Annotated in this window: 15 protein-coding genes; 5 read left to right on the top strand and 10 right to left on the bottom strand. The window is 46.8% G+C overall.

What is annotated here, in order from left to right:
- From dnaA to gyrB, 4 genes are all read left to right on the top strand, one after another.
- Entirely contained in the window at positions 1-1,383 is a 1,383-nt protein-coding gene (gene dnaA, locus AC5YBX_RS00005) for a chromosomal replication initiator protein DnaA (protein WP_475515403.1), read from the top strand.
- Positions 1,384-1,403: 20 nt separating this feature from the next.
- Complete coding sequence (gene dnaN / locus AC5YBX_RS00010; protein WP_475515404.1) at positions 1,404-2,504, top strand: DNA polymerase III subunit beta; 1,101 nt, start codon at positions 1,404-1,406, stop codon at positions 2,502-2,504.
- Between the two features lie 67 nt (positions 2,505-2,571).
- Positions 2,572-3,654 carry a DNA replication/repair protein RecF gene (gene recF / locus AC5YBX_RS00015; protein ID WP_494520432.1) on the top strand — a complete coding sequence of 361 codons (1,083 nt, stop codon included), beginning with the start codon at positions 2,572-2,574 and terminating at the stop codon, positions 3,652-3,654.
- A gap of 16 nt (positions 3,655-3,670) precedes the next feature.
- Complete coding sequence (gene gyrB / locus AC5YBX_RS00020; protein ID WP_494520431.1) at positions 3,671-6,088, top strand: DNA topoisomerase (ATP-hydrolyzing) subunit B; 2,418 nt, start codon at positions 3,671-3,673, stop codon at positions 6,086-6,088.
- Between the two features lie 168 nt (positions 6,089-6,256).
- Here gyrB and pxpA read toward each other — a convergent pair whose 3' ends face one another.
- The 5 genes from pxpA to glyQ form a co-directional block, all read right to left on the bottom strand.
- The gene (pxpA, locus tag AC5YBX_RS00025; protein WP_494520430.1) at positions 6,257-7,009 is read right to left on the bottom strand and encodes a 5-oxoprolinase subunit PxpA; all 753 of its coding nucleotides are present in this window, start codon (positions 7,007-7,009) and stop codon (positions 6,257-6,259) included.
- A complete protein-coding gene (locus tag AC5YBX_RS00030; protein ID WP_494524197.1) occupies positions 6,999-7,931 on the bottom strand; it encodes a 5-oxoprolinase subunit C family protein in 933 nt (310 codons plus the stop codon). Before AC5YBX_RS00030 ends, pxpA begins: the two co-directional genes overlap by 11 nt.
- The gene (pxpB, locus tag AC5YBX_RS00035) at positions 7,928-8,590 is read right to left on the bottom strand and encodes a 5-oxoprolinase subunit PxpB (RefSeq protein ID WP_494520428.1); all 663 of its coding nucleotides are present in this window, start codon (positions 8,588-8,590) and stop codon (positions 7,928-7,930) included. Before pxpB ends, AC5YBX_RS00030 begins: the two co-directional genes overlap by 4 nt.
- A 153-nt stretch (positions 8,591-8,743) precedes the next feature.
- Complete coding sequence (gene glyS, locus AC5YBX_RS00040; RefSeq protein ID WP_494524198.1) at positions 8,744-10,813, bottom strand: glycine--tRNA ligase subunit beta; 2,070 nt, start codon at positions 10,811-10,813, stop codon at positions 8,744-8,746.
- Positions 10,814-10,825: 12 nt separating this feature from the next.
- The gene (glyQ, locus tag AC5YBX_RS00045) at positions 10,826-11,731 is read right to left on the bottom strand and encodes a glycine--tRNA ligase subunit alpha (protein WP_494524199.1); all 906 of its coding nucleotides are present in this window, start codon (positions 11,729-11,731) and stop codon (positions 10,826-10,828) included.
- Between the two features lie 108 nt (positions 11,732-11,839).
- Between glyQ and AC5YBX_RS00050 the strand changes: the two genes are divergently transcribed.
- On the top strand, positions 11,840-12,409 hold the full coding sequence (locus AC5YBX_RS00050) for a DNA-3-methyladenine glycosylase I (protein ID WP_494520425.1): 570 nt from the start codon (positions 11,840-11,842) through the stop codon (positions 12,407-12,409).
- Between the two features lie 218 nt (positions 12,410-12,627).
- On the opposite strand, the gene AC5YBX_RS00055 is transcribed toward AC5YBX_RS00050, so the two are convergent.
- The 5 genes from AC5YBX_RS00055 to fadA all read right to left on the bottom strand — a co-directional run bounded on the left by AC5YBX_RS00055 (position 12,628) and on the right by fadA (position 19,100).
- The gene (locus tag AC5YBX_RS00055) at positions 12,628-15,825 is read right to left on the bottom strand and encodes an amidohydrolase family protein (RefSeq protein ID WP_494524200.1); all 3,198 of its coding nucleotides are present in this window, start codon (positions 15,823-15,825) and stop codon (positions 12,628-12,630) included.
- Between the two features lie 324 nt (positions 15,826-16,149).
- Complete coding sequence (locus tag AC5YBX_RS00060; protein ID WP_494520423.1) at positions 16,150-16,605, bottom strand: MOSC domain-containing protein; 456 nt, start codon at positions 16,603-16,605, stop codon at positions 16,150-16,152.
- A gap of 86 nt (positions 16,606-16,691) precedes the next feature.
- The gene (gene tusA / locus AC5YBX_RS00065; protein ID WP_110458777.1) at positions 16,692-16,937 is read right to left on the bottom strand and encodes a sulfurtransferase TusA; all 246 of its coding nucleotides are present in this window, start codon (positions 16,935-16,937) and stop codon (positions 16,692-16,694) included.
- Between the two features lie 143 nt (positions 16,938-17,080).
- Positions 17,081-17,563, bottom strand: a complete 483-nt coding sequence (ybaK, locus tag AC5YBX_RS00070) for a Cys-tRNA(Pro) deacylase (protein WP_494520422.1) — start codon at positions 17,561-17,563, stop codon at positions 17,081-17,083.
- A gap of 373 nt (positions 17,564-17,936) precedes the next feature.
- A complete protein-coding gene (gene fadA, locus AC5YBX_RS00075) occupies positions 17,937-19,100 on the bottom strand; it encodes an acetyl-CoA C-acyltransferase FadA (RefSeq protein WP_494520421.1) in 1,164 nt (387 codons plus the stop codon).
- Positions 19,101-19,115 lie beyond the last annotated feature (15 nt).

The following is a 19,115-nucleotide window of genomic DNA, read 5'->3' on the forward strand; positions in this document are numbered from 1 at the left end:
GTGGCGGTTTCACTTTGGCAGCAATGTATCGGACGACTACAAGACGAGCTTTCGGCTCAGCAATTCAGTATGTGGATCAGACCGTTACAAGCCGAAATGGACGGGGATACTCTAGTGCTGTACGCACCGAATCGGTTTGTTCTCGATTGGGTAAGAGACAAGTACCTTAATACCATTAATCAATTCTTTACTGAGCAAATGGGCAGTAATGCGCCTAAGTTGCGTTTCGATATTGGTAGCCGTCCAGCGAGCCAGCCGGTTCGACCGACCGCTTCAGTAAAGAGTGCCACGATACCGTCGGCCAATAAGTCCCCTGGTAAGCCGTCGTTCAACACCAATGAACCGTCAACGATGACCAATCATCGTAGCAACATCAATCCAACCTATCAGTTCGAAAACTTCGTTGAAGGTAAGTCGAACCAACTGGGTAAAGCGGCTGCATTGCAGGTGTCTGAAAACCCAGGTGGCGCCTATAACCCACTGTTTTTATACGGTGGTACCGGTTTAGGTAAGACGCATTTACTGCATGCTGTGGGTAATGGCATTATCAAGAATAATCCCAACGCCAAAGTGGTTTACATGCATTCTGAGCGCTTTGTTCAGGATATGGTTAAAGCGTTACAAAATAATGCGATTGAAGAGTTTAAGCGCTACTACCGCAGTGTGGATGCGCTGTTTATCGATGATATTCAGTTTTTTGCTAATAAAGACAGATCACAAGAAGAGTTTTTCCATACCTTTAATGCCTTGCTTGAGGGAAATCATCAGATCATTTTGACCTCTGATCGTTATCCTAAAGAGATAGACGGCGTTGAGGATCGTCTTAAGTCGCGCTTTGGCTGGGGCTTAACCGTGGCGATTGAACCACCAGAGTTAGAAACTCGTGTTGCAATTTTGATGCGTAAGGCACAAGAAAGCGGGATTAACCTTCCTGATGAAGTGGCATTCTTTATTGCTAAACGCTTACGCTCCAACGTACGTGAACTTGAAGGCGCATTGAACCGTGTTATCGCTAACGCAAACTTTACCGGTCGGCCGATCACCATCGATTTTGTGCGTGAAGCGTTAAGAGATCTCTTGGCTCTGCAAGAAAAATTGGTCACTATAGACAATATTCAGAAAACCGTTGCTGAATATTACAAGATCAAGATGGCCGATATGCTGTCTAAGCGTCGTTCACGTAGCGTGGCACGCCCACGACAGATGGCAATGGCACTGTCGAAAGAGTTAACTAACCAAAGCTTACCTGAGATTGGTGATGCGTTTGGTGGTCGTGACCACACTACCGTATTGCATGCGTGTCGCAAAATCGCACAGCTACGTGAAGAAAGTCATGACATTAAAGAAGATTATGCTAACTTGATCCGTACGTTATCTTCATAAAATCAGGGAAATTGAAACACATGAAATTTTCAATTGATAGGGATGCCCTATTAAAGCCACTTCAACTGGTTAGTGGAGCGGTGGAGAGACGACATAACTTGCCTATTCTGGCAAACCTTTTAGTTGAAGTAAGTGGTCACTCACTTAAGCTGACCGGCACCGATTTAGAGGTAGAGTTGGTTGGCCAAGCACAGCTTGAGGGTGAGGTCATTGAGGGGCGGACGACCGTCCCGGCTAAGAAATTTCTCGATATTGTTAAATCACTTCCTGATCAAGTCGAACTTAAAATAGAGCAACAGGAAAACCGCCTGTTGCTTCGCTCTGGCCGCAGTCGTTTTACTTTAGCGACTCTGCCTGCTGAAGAATATCCCAATGTTGACGCCTTTCAGGCGGATATCGAGTTTACCCTCAAGCAAGGCACCTTAAAGTCGCTCATCGATGCAACCCAGTTTTCGATGGCTAACCAAGATGTGCGTTATTACCTTAATGGTTTGTTGTTAGAAACCGAAGGCAATGTGCTCAGAGCCGTTGCAACCGATGGGCATCGTCTGGCGTTGAGTCATCGCACCTTAGCCGATTCATTACCTGAAAAGCAGGTCATTGTGCCGCGTAAAGGTGTGTTAGAGCTGCAACGTTTATTTGAAGGTGAAGATCTCGATGTCACCATCGCCATTGGTGACAATGCCATCCGTGCTATCACTCAAAGCGCGGTATTTACCAGTAAACTTGTCGATGGGCGTTTTCCTGATTACCGCCGAGTACTGCCTAAAGGCGGTGATAAGGTAGTGATTGCCAGTCGTCATCAATTAAAGCAAGCCTTGCTACGCGCCTCTATTTTGTCGAATGAGAAGTTTCGCGGGGTGCGGGTTCAGCTAGAACAAAATTTAATTAAGATCACCGCTAATAATCCCGAGCAGGAAGAAGCGGAAGAGATCTTAGATATCGAATATGACAATACTCCGCTAGAAATTGGCTTTAACGTCAGTTATTTATTGGATGTTTTAAACAACCTACCTTCCGATGATGTGCGTATCACCCTAATCGATGGCAACTCCAGCGCCTTGATTGAAAACCATATTGAAGAAGATTCTATGTATGTTGTGATGCCAATGCGTCTGTAACGCAACAGGTAACGCCACTTTTGGGTGGCGTTTGTTTTACCCGTCTGGTTGATCAATTGAGTATTTAATGAGTTTAACTCGGCTTCATATCGACGCTTTCCGTAACATCACTAGCGCGCAGTTGCAGTTAGGCGATGGCTTAAATCTTATCTATGGTCAAAACGGTAGCGGCAAGACCAGCATCTTAGAAGCGATTTACTTTCTGGGGATGGGGCGTTCGTTCCGCAGTCATCTGTCGCAGCGTGTCATTCAAAACAGCGAAGATAAGCTCACGCTGTTTGCTAATCTAAGCCTCGGCGATCAACAACACAAAATTGGCTTACGCCGTTTTCGCTCCGGTGATACCGAGGTTAAAATTAATGGCGATAAGGTCAAAAGATTATCGACCTTGGCCGAAACTTTACCTATTCAGGTGATCACTCCTGAGAGTTTTTCACTGCTTTTTGAAGGCCCCAAAGCGCGGCGACAGTTTATCGACTGGGGAGCCTTTCATACCGACAAAAACTTCCACAGTGCATGGGCGAATGTCAGACGTATTTTAAAGCATAGAAATCAGTTACTTAAAAACCAAATTGACTATCGGCAAATCCAGTTTTGGGACAAAGAACTGGTGCGTTATGCCGAAATCGTCACCGAGATACGAAAGCAATATGTAGGCTCGTTAAATGAACGACTTAAGGGTATAATCGAAGAGTTTTTACCTCAGATAGATGTTAAAGTTTCCTTTACTCGAGGTTGGGATAGCAAAACCGATTATCAGGCGCTATTGCAGGCACAATATCCCAGAGATTTAGCGGCGGGACACACTGCGAGTGGGCCCCATAAAGCGGACTTAAGACTGCGTGTGGGCACTTTGCCGGTGCAGGATGCATTATCTAGAGGTCAACTGAAATTGTTAGTGTGTGCGCTGCGCATTGCACAGGGCAAGCTGCTAAAACAACAAATCGATAAAAACAGTATTTATCTGGTGGATGATCTTCCATCGGAACTGGATGCAAGACACAGGCAACTGTTGTTGCAGCAGCTATGCGATACCGGGGCACAAGTGTTTGTGACGGCAATCGAGCCTGCGGCAATAGTGGATTCGTTAAACACACCGCCGGTAAAGGTGTTCCATGTGGAACAAGGGTGTGTAACGGTAATTGAATAACCGACGAGAGAATAATATGTCAGAGAATAGTTATGATTCTTCGAGTATTAAGGTTTTAAAAGGCCTTGATGCGGTACGTAAGAGACCGGGAATGTACATTGGTGATACCGATGATGGCACAGGTCTACATCACATGGTATTCGAAGTGGTCGATAACTCTATCGATGAAGCACTTGCTGGCTATTGTAGTGATGTCACCATCAAAATCCATTCTGATGGCTCGGTATCGGTTAAAGATGATGGCCGCGGTATTCCTGTCTCTATCCATGAGGAAGAGGGGGTATCTGCTGCCGAAGTAATTATGACGGTTTTGCACGCCGGTGGTAAGTTTGATGATAACTCTTACAAAGTGTCTGGTGGTCTCCACGGTGTAGGTGTTTCAGTGGTTAACGCGCTGTCTGAAAAGCTGCAAATGACCATTCGTCGTGACGGTAAAGTATATGAACAGTTCTATACCCATGGTGTACCTGACGCACCGATAGCTGAAGTGGGAGAAGCCACCACAACGGGTACCGAAATCCGTTTTTGGCCAAGTAAAGAAACCTTCACCGACGTTGAATTCCATTTTGATATTCTGGCTAAGCGTGTACGTGAGTTGTCATTCCTTAACTCTGGTGTCGGTATTCACCTTGTTGATGAGCGTGATAACCGTGATGAGTTCTTCAAGTATGAAGGCGGTATTAGTGCCTTTGTTGACTACTTAAACGTTAATAAGACGCCAGTAAACAAAGAAGTATTTCACTTTATCCAAGAGCGCGAGGATGGTATTACCGTTGAAGTGGCGATGCAGTGGAACGATGGCTTCCAAGAAAACATCTTCTGTTTTACCAACAACATTCCTCAGCGCGATGGTGGTACTCACTTAGCGGGTTTCCGTAGTGCATTGACCCGTAACCTGAATGCGTATATGGATCGTGAAGGATTCAATAAAAAGGGTAAAACCAGCGCCACCGGTGACGATGCTCGTGAAGGTTTGACGGCAGTGATTTCGGTTAAAGTGCCTGATCCTAAGTTTAGCTCACAAACTAAAGATAAATTGGTTTCAAGTGAAGTGAAAACTGCGGTAGAGCAAACCATGGGTGAGCAGTTAAGTGATTACTTAATGGAGCATCCAAACGAAGCTAAGCTGATTGTTGGTAAGATTATCGATGCCGCTCGTGCTCGTGAAGCGGCGCGTAAAGCCCGTGAAATGACTCGTCGTAAAGGTGCATTAGATTTAGGTGGTTTGCCAGGTAAACTGGCTGACTGCCAAGAGAAAGACCCTGCGCTTTCTGAAATATACATAGTGGAAGGGGACTCTGCTGGCGGTAGCGCCAAGCAGGGGCGTAACCGTAAGAACCAAGCGATTCTGCCACTAAAGGGTAAAATCCTTAACGTAGAGAAGGCGCGTTTCGACAAGATGTTGTCGTCACAAGAAGTGGCCACGCTGATCACTGCATTAGGTTGTGGTATTGGCCGTGATGAATACGATCCAGATAAGACCCGTTATCACAACATCGTTATCATGACCGATGCTGACGTCGACGGCTCGCACATTCGTACCTTGCTGTTGACCTTCTTCTTCCGTCAAATGCCTGAGCTTATCGAGCGTGGTTATGTGTATATTGCCCAGCCACCACTGTACAAAGTGAAAAAAGGTAAGCAAGAGCAGTACCTAAAAGACGATCCGGCGTTAACCGAATACCTGACTAACCTAGCTTTGGATGGGGGGGAAATTCACCCATCGAAAGATGCGCCGGCAATGTTGGGTGCGCCATTAGAGAAGCTGGTTTATCAATATCGCGAAGTTGAGCAAATTTTCGATCGTCTTGAAAAGCGTTTTCCATTGATGCTGACCGAGCGCATGCTGTATCAAGCTCCGTTAACTGACGAACTGTTAGCCGATGAAGCCAAAGTTAAGCAATGGTGCGACACTTATGTGGCTGCGCTAAAAGAAGCCGAGTCTGGTGGGTTTATCTTTAGCGGCGAAGCTGTGTTTGATCCTGAGCGTAAAGTGTATCTGCCGCAGATCACTATTCGTAAGCATGGTATCGACGCCCATTACCTGTTCTCGTATGACTTCCTGCATTCAAGCGATTATCTGCGTATGGCGAAACTGGCCGATGCTCTTGACGGTTTGATTGAAGAGGGTGGCTACGTTAAACGCGGTGAGCGTACTAAAGAGATCAGCTCTTTCGTTGAAGCCTTAGATTGGTTGATGGGCGATTCAAAGCGTGGTCTCTATATCCAACGCTATAAAGGTTTGGGTGAGATGAACCCTGAGCAGCTGTGGGAAACCACAATGGATCCTGAGTCGCGTCGTATGCTTCGAGTGACTATCGAAGATGCCATTGGCGCCGATCAGCTATTTACCTGTTTGATGGGTGATCAGGTTGAGCCGCGTCGCGAATTTATCGAGTCCAACGCACTTAATGTGGCTAACTTAGACGTGTAAGTCTTATTGACCATTAAGTTCTGGCAAAAGCCTCAGAGAGATCTGGGGCTTTTTTGTTGCTCATTTTTGACTGATGATGGTGATAAAGAATGAGTTGGAAGTGGGACACGTTGGCTCTCATCCATGCCCTATGACTCACCAGAGCGCGAGTGAAATAAAGCTCGCAGCTTATGTTGATTGGGATAGGTGTTGACTAATAAGCTTAGCGAAAGCGAGTGCATGGTCATTGTCGCCATGTAGACAAATACTACTCGCCTTTATGATGACCGATTTAGCATCTAACGTGGTAATAGGCTGATCATTGATAATATGCTCAACTTGTTTCATCGCCGTTTGCGCGTCTTCGATGACGGCGCCGGCAAGGCTGCGTGATGCCAAAGCGCCGCTGGCTAAATAAGCCCTGTCGGCAAAGGCTTCTTCAATAACGTCGATACCTTGCTCACACGCTTGCTGGACTAGTGAGCTACCCGCTAGCATCATCAGTTTTAAGTTTGGATCGACGCGCTTTATCGCATCGATAATGATTTGCCCCAAACCGCTGTTTTCAGCCGCTTGATTGTATAGCGCGCCATGAGGCTTAACATGATGTAGTTTTACCGCTAAGGCGTCGCAAATTTGCTTTAAAGTGATGATTTGATTATATAGCGAGTCCAACAGCTCATTCTCGCTTAGCTCCATGGTTTGACGGCCAAAGTTTACTCTGTCTGGATAACTCGGATGGGCGCCAATTAGCACATTACATTGCTTAGCCAGTGTTACCGTTTGGCGCATGGAGGCTTGATCGCCTGCGTGGCCTCCACAGGCGATGTTTGCGCTGGTGATGATGTGCAATAACGCTGCATCGTGTGCGCCTCCCTCACCCAAATCGGCGTTGAGATCGATTGGATAACGCCGCTCAGCTTGCTTTGTGTTAACTGCCATCCATTGCCTTTGCTAAACGATAATGATACTGCTGCCATTCATAGTTGGCACTTTGTGCCTGACTTGGGCTGATATGTTGGAATATCAACCCAAGTCCCGGCCTCATTTGCGCTACTTTCCATAAATCGGCTGCTATCACGCAGGCAATTCTAGGATATCCGCCAGTGGTTTGCGCATCTGCCATCAATACAATAGGTTGGCCATTCGGTGGAACTTGTACCACCCCTGGCATTACGCCGTGTGAGCGTAAGCTCATGTCGGTTTCGGTTGTAAGGGGTTGACCATTCAGCCGAGTCCCCATGCGGTTGCTTTGATTGGAGACTTTCCAAGACGTATGCCAAAAGGCTTTTTTACTGGATGGACTAAATAGCAGTAATTCGGGGCCGGGAAGGGCTCTTAGGATACCGTCGTTGGCCCGTTGTACCGCGCCAATTGGACGACTGAAGTTACCGAAGGCTGTCACGCCGATGTTCAAGCGATCCCCCGCTTCAAGGTAGCGCCCTTGATGTCCGCCAAACTGGTTGGTGATGTCGGTGCCTTTACCCTTTAAAACCGTCTCACAATCTATACCTCCCATGATGGCAAGGTAGCCGTACATCCCTTGTTTCGGGCCGCGAACATGCAGTGACTCACCTTTATTTACCTTGCCACGCCAGCCATTCCATAGGGGTCTATTATTGATGCTGGCATCGAAGTACCCGCCACATAGGGCGACCCAAGTGTCAGTTTCAAAGCGGAGCGTAAATTCACCCGCGCTAAATTCTAATGCTGCACAGTTGTCGGGGTTTGCCACTAAACGATTCGCGAGGAGTAATGCTTGTTTATCTATTGCGCCGCCAATAGGAATGCCTAAATGGGCGACTCCAGCGCGGCCTAGATCTTGGATCGTAATATGGCTGTTTGCTTGCTCAATATGGATCATGATGTAAATGACCGAGTGGCAACGAAAGTAACGATATCACCAGGTTGTAATAGGCTAGGTGAGGAGTGATGAGGATTAAACAACTTAAGGTGGGTTTGACCGATAAGTTGCCAGCCTCCAGGGCTTTGACTTGGATAGATCCCCGTTTGTTCTCCACCTATGCCGACTGAACCTGCGGGTACTTGCAGCCGAGGCGTTGATAATCTTGGGGTATGTAATGAGGCTGGCAAGCCATCGAGGTAGGCAAAACCGGGTTGAAACCCAATGAAAAACACTTGGTATTTGGCGCTACTGTGTTGGCGAATGACCTCTTCGACACTCAGCTGGTGGGCATTGGCGACATTGTTGATATCGGGGCCATATTCACCACCGTATACCACGGGAATTTCGATATGTCGTTGCGCCAATGAATGCTGCGCCGCCTCATCCCATAGTTGTTGTAGTATCGCTTCGCCAGATTTAAGCCGTTCGGCGTTATCAAAATAGAGGGTGAGGTTATTCATTCCTGGGACGGCATTGAGCACACCGGTGATATTTCGGCAGCTATCTGCTATCCAGCAAAGTTTGTTTTGCAGGGCAAAATCGATTGTAGCTCGCGGCGCAGGGTCTAACACCAAGGCGTTTTCACCTAGAGGATAGATGATACTTTCAGATACCATGGCGCTTTAGACCTAGTTGTGGGAACGATAGGGTTAAGTCTAACTTGGCTTTGTATCGTCGCTCAAGCATTGCACTAAAATGAGTGGGATTATTATCCTCGGTCATAAAAAAACGCACCACTAAGGGTGCGTTTTTATTAGCAAAATTAATGCTTACTGCAGTAACGAAATGTCAGCTGCGTGTAAGAACTGCTCGCGTAGGCTCGATAGCAAGGCTAGGCGGTTGTTCTTCAGCGCTTCATCATCGGCCATCACCATCACATCTTCAAAGAAGGTATCTACGCTTTCACGTAGGTTTGCGAGCAGTGAAAGGGCTTCTTGATAGTTAGCTGCAGCAAACAGCGGCGCTAGCTGAGGTTGAAGTTCATTAAGCTTAGCGGCTAGAGCTTTTTCGGCGCCTTCAACTAACAAGTTAGCGTCGATAGTGGCTGGAAGCTCACCTTCAACTTTCGCTAGGATGTTAGATACACGCTTATTGGCTGCAGCGAGTGCTTGCGCTTGCTCAAGGGTTCTAAAGTGAGCAACCGCTTTAATGCGGCTTTCAAAATCGGCTGGTGAAGTAGGGCGACGTGCAAGCACGGCCAAGATCACATCGACACTCACACCTTGATCTTGATACCAAGCGCGGAAGCGGCCCATAAAGAACTCAAGTACCTGTTCGGCGACTTTGTCATTGCTGAGGTTTTCACCATGAAGCTCTTGTGCTTTTGCAATCAGATCAACCAAATCAAGCGGTAAGTTGTTCTCTAAACAGATACGCAGCACACCAATGGCGGCGCGGCGAAGGGCGAATGGATCGGCTGCGCCTTTTGGTGCTTGGCCAATACCAAAGATACCCACTAAGGTATCTAGCTTCTCTGCTAATGCTACGCAGATAGAGATAGGTGCGGTTGGCACGGTATCGCCAGAAAACTTAGGCTTGTATTGCTCCGCAAGTGCGACTGCTACCGCATCGGTTTCACCATCTAGACGTGCATAGTGCATGCCCATGGTGCCTTGTAGATCGGTGAACTCCATCACCATGTTGGTCATCAAGTCTGATTTAGATAGAAGACCTGCACGAGCGGCTTCTTCTTGGTTTGCACCAATGCTGCTGGCAATGAAGCCAGCTAACGCTGAAATGCGCTCAACGCGTTGCTTAATGGTACCCAACTGCTTTTGGAATACCACGGTTTCAAGGCTAGCAAGACGAGACTCGAGCGACTGTTTTTTGTCGGTTTCGAAGAAGAACTCTGCGTCGGCAAGACGCGGACGAACCACTTTTTCGTTACCTGAGATAATCTGCGCCGGATCTTTAGATTCGATGTTAGTGACGAAAATAAAGTTGGGTAGTAGTGCGCCAGATTTATCAAATACTGGGAAGTATTTTTGGTCGCCTTTCATGGTGTAAACCAAGGCTTCGGCTGGTACGTCGAGGAATTTCTCTTCGAAGTTGGCGGTCAATACAACTGGCCATTCAACCAGTGAAGTCACTTCTTCGAGTAGGTCATCTTCAAGATCGGCCACGCCACCGATTTTAGCGGCAGCAGCTTCGGCGCCCGCTTTAATGATCGCTTTACGCTCAGCGTAATCGGCTAACACCTTACCTTGCTCTTTAAGCGCGCTGAGGTAGTTGTCTGCATGGTCTAGCTCTAAGGTGTCTACACCCATAAAACGATGACCGCGTATGGTGCGAGCAGATTTTATGCCCAGTAATTCGCCTTCAATTAGCTCGCTACCCATTAGCATAGTCACTGTGTGCACTGGGCGGATAAATTGTGTCTTGTTGCTGCCCCAACGCATAGGTTTAGGGATAGGTAGCTTGTCTAGTGCGCGCTGGGCCATATCTGAGATAAGTGACTTTGTTTCTACACCAACTACTTTAGCTTGATGCAATAACCACTCGCCTTTATCCGTTTTAAGACGTTCGGCTTGTTCAACGGTAATGCCGTTACCACGAGCCCAGCCCATTGCGGCTTTAGTTGGGTTGCCATCGGCATCGAATGCTTGCGCAATTGCAGGACCACGTTTTTCTACCACTTTATCGGCTTGCGCCAATACCAGTTGCTTAACATTGATGGCTAAACGACGAGGAGCTGCATACCAAGTTGCTGATTCAAAGCCCAGCTCTGCTTTATTTAGCTCTTCGGTGAAGTTAGCTAAAAATGATTCTGCTAAGTTACGTAGTGCTTTTGGTGGTAACTCTTCGGTGCCTACTTCAATGAGTAAGTTTTCAAATTTCATCTTTATAACCCTCTACTTACACATTGGGAAACCAAGCGCTTCACGGGCTTGGTAATAGGATTCTGCAACCGCTTTTGCCATAGTACGAACGCGTAAAATATAACGCTGACGTTCGGTAACCGAAATAGCATGGCGAGCATCGAGTAAGTTAAAAGCGTGCGAGGCTTTCATTACTTGCTCATAAGCGGGTAGTGGCAGCGGTGTTTCAAGTGATAGCAAATGGTTACAGGCTTTTTCGCAGTCATCGAACTGCTTGAAAAGCACTTCTACGTTGGCGTGTTCAAAGTTGTAGGTAGACTGTTCAACTTCATTTTGGTGGAAAACATCACCATACATAATCTTGCCCATTGGGCCATCAGTCCAAACAAGATCATAAACGCTATCAACCTCTTGAATGTACATGGCTAGACGTTCTAAACCATAGGTGATCTCGCCAGTTACAGGGCTACACTCTAGGCCGCCTACTTGTTGGAAGTAAGTGAACTGAGACACTTCCATACCATTTAGCCAGACTTCCCAACCCAGTCCCCAAGCACCGAGCGTGGGTGATTCCCAGTTGTCTTCAACGAAGCGCACATCGTGGATACCCATATCGACACCTAACGCTTCAAGTGACCCCAAATAAAGCTCTTGAATATTGCTTGGTGAAGGTTTTAAGACTACTTGAAATTGGTAGTAGTGTTGCAGGCGGTTAGGGTTTTCACCATAACGGCCATCGGTTGGACGGCGACATGGCTGGACATAGGCGCTGCTCATTGGTTCTGGGCCTAATGAACGCAAGAAAGTCATAGGGTGGAATGTACCCGCACCTACTTCCATGTCCAGCGGTTGAACGATAGCGCAACCTTGCTGCGCCCAGTATTCTTGCAGGGTTAAGATAAATCCCTGGAATGTTTTTACGTCGTGTTTCGTCGTCATGTCTACTACTGTCAGCTGGTGATAGAAAATGGTTTCGATTATACCTTGTTGAAAACGGCTTATGTAGGTTATTTTTTATCTTAACTTGGGAAAATTGAGAAAAATGTCATGCCTATAACGCGTTGTGGCTGGGTGAGTGATGACCCTTTATATCAGGCTTATCATGATGATGTATGGGGAAAGCCTGTTTACGATAGCCAAGAACTGTTTGCTAAGCTCTGCTTAGATGGCCAACAAGCGGGCTTGTCTTGGCTCACCATTTTGAAGAAACAGCAAAATTATGAGGCGGCCTTTGCTAATTTCGATCCTAAAATCATTGCCACCTTTGATGAGCAAAAAGTGGAGGTCTTGTTGCAAAACCCCGGTATTGTGCGTAATCGTTTAAAGGTGAATTCGATTATAAAAAATGCTAAAGGCTATTTGGCATATGTAGAGCAGGGTAATGATTTTTCGACATTTTTATGGAGTTTTGTCGATGGAAAACCTAGGGTTAATCATTTCACTTCTTTAGCGCAAGTACCTGCACAAACGCCTGAGTCTGAAGCTATGTCAAAGGCGCTTAAAAAGCTCGGTTTCAACTTTGTCGGGCCGACAATTTGCTACGCCTTTATGCAAGCGGTAGGCATGGTAAATGATCATCTAGTCGATTGCTGTTGTTATCAACAGCCAGATAAATGATTTCGAGAAGAGTGGGGTGGATGATTCCATTGTTATATTTGTTATCGCTAAAGTTATGTAAATCGAATATTGATTGCATTTTAATATGGTATTAAAAAGGGTGTTCCACGTGGAACACCCTTTTTAAACGCCTGAATGGGATTTTTACTTCATTTTGAAATTTTCATGAAATTAAAATTTGCGGCTAAACTCCGGCAGATTTTAAAATTGAAAATTGATTAAAGTTCGAAGAAAAATGGTTTGCGTTTGGTTTTATCACCATTGAGCTGGTCCATGGTTTCAGCGTTGTAAAGTTTGCCGTTGACCATAGTATAAGTTACTCGGTCGGTGACCCGGATGTCATCGAGCGGATTGCCATCGATGATGATCAAGTCAGCAAGCTTACCCGCTTTGATGGAACCCAATTGCTGCTCCATGCCAAAGGTGGTGGCAGGATTAATAGTTGCCGTTTTTAACACTTCCATATTGCTCATGCCACCTTGGGCGAACATCCACATCTCCCAATGCGCGGCCAACCCTTCTCGTTGTCCGTGGGCACCAATATTAGGCTTTACACCGAGTTCATTTAGCTCATTGGCAACGCGTGCAACATTGAAATGGTTATAGTGTGCATCGGGTGCGGTAGGTCTGCGCATTGAACGGGCCTGTAAAAGATCACTAGGTACATATTTAGAGAGGCGAGGGTGAGACCACACATCTGTCTTATCATACCAATAGTTTTCGCCTGAGATACCGCCATAGGCAACCACTAGAGTCGGGGTGTAATGAACGTCGGTTTGGCTCCAGAATTGTTTGATATCGTTGTAAATGGCCCCAGCTGGTAGCGAGTGCTCAACGGTTGAGTGGCCATCGGCGATCATGGTGAGATTATGCTGTAGTAAGCTGCCACCTTCTGGAACCACCATCATTTCCAATTCTCGCGCTGCGGCAATCACTTGTTGACGCTGGTTACGACGCGGTTGGTTATAGCTCTTGACGCTAAATGCCCCCACTTTTTTGAGCCGTTCTAAGTGAAACTTGGCATCGTCGAGTGAATCGATATGCGAGGTATATCCCGGAGCATTGGCTCCATACAGGATAGTGCCCGTAGAGAAGATACGTGGTCCGGCGATATTGCCTGCCTTCTGTTGCTCTGAAGCGGCAAAGATCTCGGTAGTGTCGTTAGAGGGATCATGGATGGCAGTGACACCGAGCGACAAGTTGGCATAAAGCTCCCAGTTTTGCTGCGGGATAATTTCACTTTCACCTTGTGATCCGTGAGCGTGTGCATCAAATAGACCTGGCATCAATGTTTTGCCTTTGATGTCGATAACCTCTGCACCAGCAGGGATCTGGGTTGTTGCATCACCTACAGCGACAATCTTGTTGTCTTTGATTATCACTATGCCGTTATCGATAACCTTATCATCTTCCATGGTGATCACTTGGCCACCAATAAAGGCGATAGTTCCACGTGGAACATCCGCTTTCTTGCTAAAGCCGATATCTGTGATCTTAGGTTCGCTGCTCTCTGATTTGGCGCTTTTCTCTGCTGCGGTGTAGCTGCTATCGACGTTAACTTGATACAGTTCTGGGCCCAGAGTCCAGTAAAGCTGATCGCTGTTGCTGTTCCAGCTGATGCTCTCACCTGCACGCACGCTTAATTGGGTAACGGGCAGGTTGCTGGCTTTCGGGCCGATATCTATGGTTTCGCCATGTTTAGCGAATGGGGTGACCCAGACTTTAAAGCGCTCAGCAAACGCGAGTTGTTTGCCGTCCGGTGAGACCCTAAATTCTGTAGCGTGCTTACTAGTGTAATGCACCCGCTTTTGGAATCCATGCAGATTAATTGAAGACAGCTGTGGCGTCTCGCCGTGGTCTAAAAAGAAGACTCGGTCTGACTCTGCGCCAAACTGAGGCTGATAGCCATCTGGGGTTATTTTGCTGTTGGCTTTACCTTTGATGTCGACTACGTATAGGCCGGGTTCCTGAGACCAAGTCCTTGGCGTGATATTGCCACCTTTGGCTTTACGGTAAACCACTAACTCGCCATCTGGCGAAAAGGTGGGCTCAACATATTTGCCCGGTTCCTGGGTGAGTATTTTGGCTTTGCCGCCACGAGCACTGATAACGCGGACACTGCCTTGCTTGTCATCATCCCAAGTGGTGAAGACTATCAGCTGGCCGTCGCGAGACCATTGCGGGAATAGCTCTCGCAGGTCTGCATCAAGCTTAGTGAGTCGAGTGACCTTGCCATCAGGTAAAGTTTTAACCCATAACTTACCTAGGGCTTCATAGACCACTTTCTTTCCATCGGGAGATACCTGTGCCATGCGCAGCATTTTGACATCGAAGATATCCTTGTCGATGTTCTGCTTAAAGCGTACCGAGGGTTGTATCGCAAGTTCTGTTTTAACCGAGAAGGGGATCTGCTTAACTTGCTTATCTGCTACCTTTAGGCGGTTAATTTTGCCACCGGCCCAGAACACAAGTTCTTCATTATCGGCGGTCCAGCTCATTGTTGGATATACGCCGTGAATAGCCCAGGTCTCCTGCATGTCGCGGTCGAGTTTGTCGTATAGTTTGGTTTTTTTACCAGACTTCAAATCGAGCAGATAAAGCGATGACTGAAATCCATCACGTTTAATGAAGGCGAGCTTGCTTCCATCCGGGCTTGGGGTTGGACGTATCGCACCACCAGTGCCTTCGATGAGCACCTCAATGTCACCCGTTTGAGTGTCGTAGCGCTTAATCTTATAGATACCCTTGACTGAGTCTTTTGAGTAGTGGAAGGTTTTTCCTGGTGTCGCATCTTGGCTAAAGTAAGCGTAACGGCCATCCGGCGAATAAGCGGGTTCGCCCAGATCTTTTTGTTCGTTAGGGCGCTCTGTGAGTTTTACACCATCGCCACCGGCAACATGATAAAGCCACACTTCGCCAGCACCTAAGCTACGGCTGCCGGTGAAATGCTTACGCGCGATAAGGTACTGTGAATCTGGGCTCCAAGCTGGGCTGTTGAGTAAGCGGAATGTCTCTTTTGTCACGGGGCGAGGGTTGCTGCCATCGGCATCCATAATCCATATATTGTCGCCACCATCTTCATCTGAGGTAAATGCAATGGATTTACCATCAGGGCTATAAACGGGCTGCATCTGCCAGGCGATGCCTTTAGCGAGAGCTTTTGCTTCGCCACCTTCGATTGGTATTTGGTAGATATCGCCCAATAGATCAAACACTATGGTTTTGCCATCAGGGCTGACACTGACGTTCATCCAGGAGCCCTCAGACACGTCGATTTTGACTTGTTGAAGGGGAGCGTTTGCAGGAGCATTAACTTGCCAAGTGGTGGTATCTTGAGTGGTTTCTTGTGCAATTATCTGGGGGCTTAGTGTGAGTGCTATTACTGCACATAAGGGCTTAATTTGTTGTGTTAGCATTATTATATCCGTCTAGTTGTTATTGTTTCCATAGGCATGCGTTGTGCCGAGTATCGCTAGTTTTTACTTATTGATGGTGAAATGTGTATAGCTGCAAAATTATGTGCTGGCGACATTTTATATCACTGTACTGTCAGTTTTATCGATGCAGTTATATTAAATACAGTCTTATAAATAATAGTTATCGCATAAATTGGTTAACAGTAACACCCAATTTATGTGACAGAAAATGAATGGTATTTGAGATGGCGAAATAGAGTCTAGAGTGAATGTAAGCCACTTGCGTCAGTGGCTAGTTCTGAGGTAATAAAGGTGTGGCGTCGATTAAAGTAATTGCAGCTGTTCACTAAAATGCACTTTATTACCAATATCTATGGTAGCGTCATTGAGCACTTTGCAGGTGACGCCACCACGCCAATCTGGAGTTAATGCTTTCTCTAAGCCTGGGAAGGCTGCTTGCATCTTTCTGCAGGGATCGGTTTCACCTGTAACGAGAAGCTGTAGATCTCCAACATGCATAATTTTACCGACATCTTGCGGCCCAAAGCTGACACCTTCGACCAGTAAATTGGTTCTGCGGGTTGTCCATGGTAGTTGAGCGTTAAGTGATTTGCAGGCCTGCTCCCATTGTTCGAATGAGAGCACTGTGACTTGTCTGTTGCCTGGTTTACCAAAAATATCTTGGGCAACGCCGCTGCTCGTAGTGACCAATGCGGTTGAGGTTTCTAACATTGGGCCGCGCTTGACCACTTTATAGCTAATGCCTTGTAAAATTGCCATTTATCCGTCCTTTTGATGACTATCACTCAGTGTAAACTGTGCTCGACTCAGCTGGCAAGTGTTACTAAAGGGCAAACTCTTATGGGCTATAAGCCTTTTTTTATCAGATATTGGTATGGTACGGCTTCGGTGTTACTGGCTATTAAGGTATGGTCCATAAATTCACAAAAGCTGGGGATATCCCGGGTGGTTGCCGGATCATCTGCAATGACCAATAAGGTCTCGCCATCATTCATATTTCGGACTGACTTTCTAACCATCATGACTGGTTCTGGGCAGCGAAGTCCCATGGCATCGAGTTGGTGTTGGGCGTCTGAAAATGGATTACTCATATATTCAACCTTAGAAGATGAAAAAAATCACTTTAAACAGAAGCAGCTAATATTACGCTAGCGGCATGACTAAGCCAAGATGTGGGCACGGTTTTGTGAACTCAAGAGGGGTTGTTTCACGTGAAACAACTTGTTTATATGGTTTACTCGAGTGGGTCACTATCGGTTAACCAAGCATATTTACCGTTCGTCGCGCGAATAAGATCTTGTGGTGTGATGCCAATATCTAAGCCGCGACGCCCACCACTGACATAACAGCGTTCGAGTTTTTCTGCACTTTGATGAATAAAAGTGACGAGACGTTTTTTTTGACCGATAGGGCTGACCCCTCCCAATATATATCCTGTGGCTCGCTGCACTACATCGGCAGGCGCCATGGCTGCTTTTTTGGCTGCAGAGGCTTTAGCCAAACGCTTCATATTGAGCTTTTCATTGACAGGGATGATGGCGACCACCAATTGACCTGAGTCCAGTTGGGCGACTAAGGTTTTAAAGACCTGTTCCACCGGAAGGTTAAGTTTTTCTGCAGCCTCTAAACCAAACGCTTTGGCGTTGCTCTCATGTTGATATTCGTGAAGGCTGTAGCTGATGTTGGCTTTATCTAAGGCTTTGGTTGCTGGTGTCATTGCTCTTTCTTTATAGGCGTCGGTGCATGACCGAAAGTGTCAACGCATGATAAGGAATTTTAGCTATCGTTTGCCAACCTTGACTGTGATAAAGGCCGACATTTTTACTTTCTATCTGTAGGTATAGATGATTAATATTGAGTTGTTTAGCCTGTCCGACAATGCATTGAGAACCTTGGGTTACTCGTCTTTGTTTTCGATATGCAGTATCGACAAAAATACCCTAACCAATGGTTGAATATCGATAATGTTCATCAGCTATTGTTCTCATCACGGTGAACTTTTCTCAAGCCTGTTTCACGTGAAACAGCCAAAAAAAATCGAGTAAGCTATTAGCTACTCGATTTTTTATAACGGTGATGGGTAGTTGGCGTTAAACGCGTTCAAATACCGTTGCGATACCTTGACCCAAACCAATACACATTGTGGCTAAGCCTAAGTTAGCATCCTTACTTTCCATGAGATTGATTAAGGTGGTAGAGATACGTGTACCTGAACAGCCTAATGGGTGACCCAGTGCAATCGCACCACCGTTAAGGTTAATCTTTTCGTCGACCACATCCATCAATCCAAGATCTTTAACACAAGGTAGTGATTGTGCTGCGAAGGCTTCGTTAAGCTCAATCACATCAAGGTCATTAATGGTGAGACCTGCACGGGCAAGTGCTTTTTGTGTGGCAGGAACGGGGCCGTAACCCATGATTGCTGCATCACAGCCGGCAACAGCCATAGAGCGAATGCGGGCGCGGATTGGTAGACCAAGCGCTTTCGCTTTCTCTTCTTCCATCACCAGCATAGCCGAGGCACCGTCAGACAATGCCGAAGAAGTCCCTGCCGTTACTGTGCCGTTAGCTGGGTCAAATACAGGGCGAAGACCTGCAAGTGATTCTAGTGTGGTTTCAGGACGAATGACTTCATCGTGGTATACCTTTACAAGAGCACCGCTGGCATCGTGACCCTCAATTGCATGGATTTCGTTAGCAAAGCGTCCTTCAACGGTGGCCGCATAGGCGCGTTGATGAGAGCGTACGGCAAACTCATCTTGCTGCTGGCGGGTGATGCCGTGCATCTTACCTAGCATCTCGGCGGTTAGCCCCATCATGCCCGAGGCTTTAGCCACGTTGTTGGCAAGGCCTGGGTGGAAATCGACACCGTGATTCATCGGCACGTGACCCATGTGTTCAACGCCACCGACAATAAAGGTATCACCCATGCCCGTCATGATGGCGCGAGCAGCTTGATGCATGGCTTCCATTGATGAACCACAAAGACGGTTGATGGTGACAGCGCCCGCTTGCTTAGGAATACCAGCCAGTAGGGCGGCATTACGCGCGATGTTGAAGCCTTGCTCTAAGGTTTGCTGTACACAGCCCCAAATCACATCTTCAATGGTATTAGGGTCAAGTTGTGGGTTACGAACCAGTAACGCTTTCATTAGTTCGGCCGACAAGGTCTCTGCACGAACGTTTCTAAATACTCCAGCTTTAGAGCGGCCCATAGGAGTACGGATGCAATCTACAATAACTGCTTGTTTCATTATTCTATTCCTTCC

The organism is Shewanella sp. 492 (assembly GCF_059338445.1).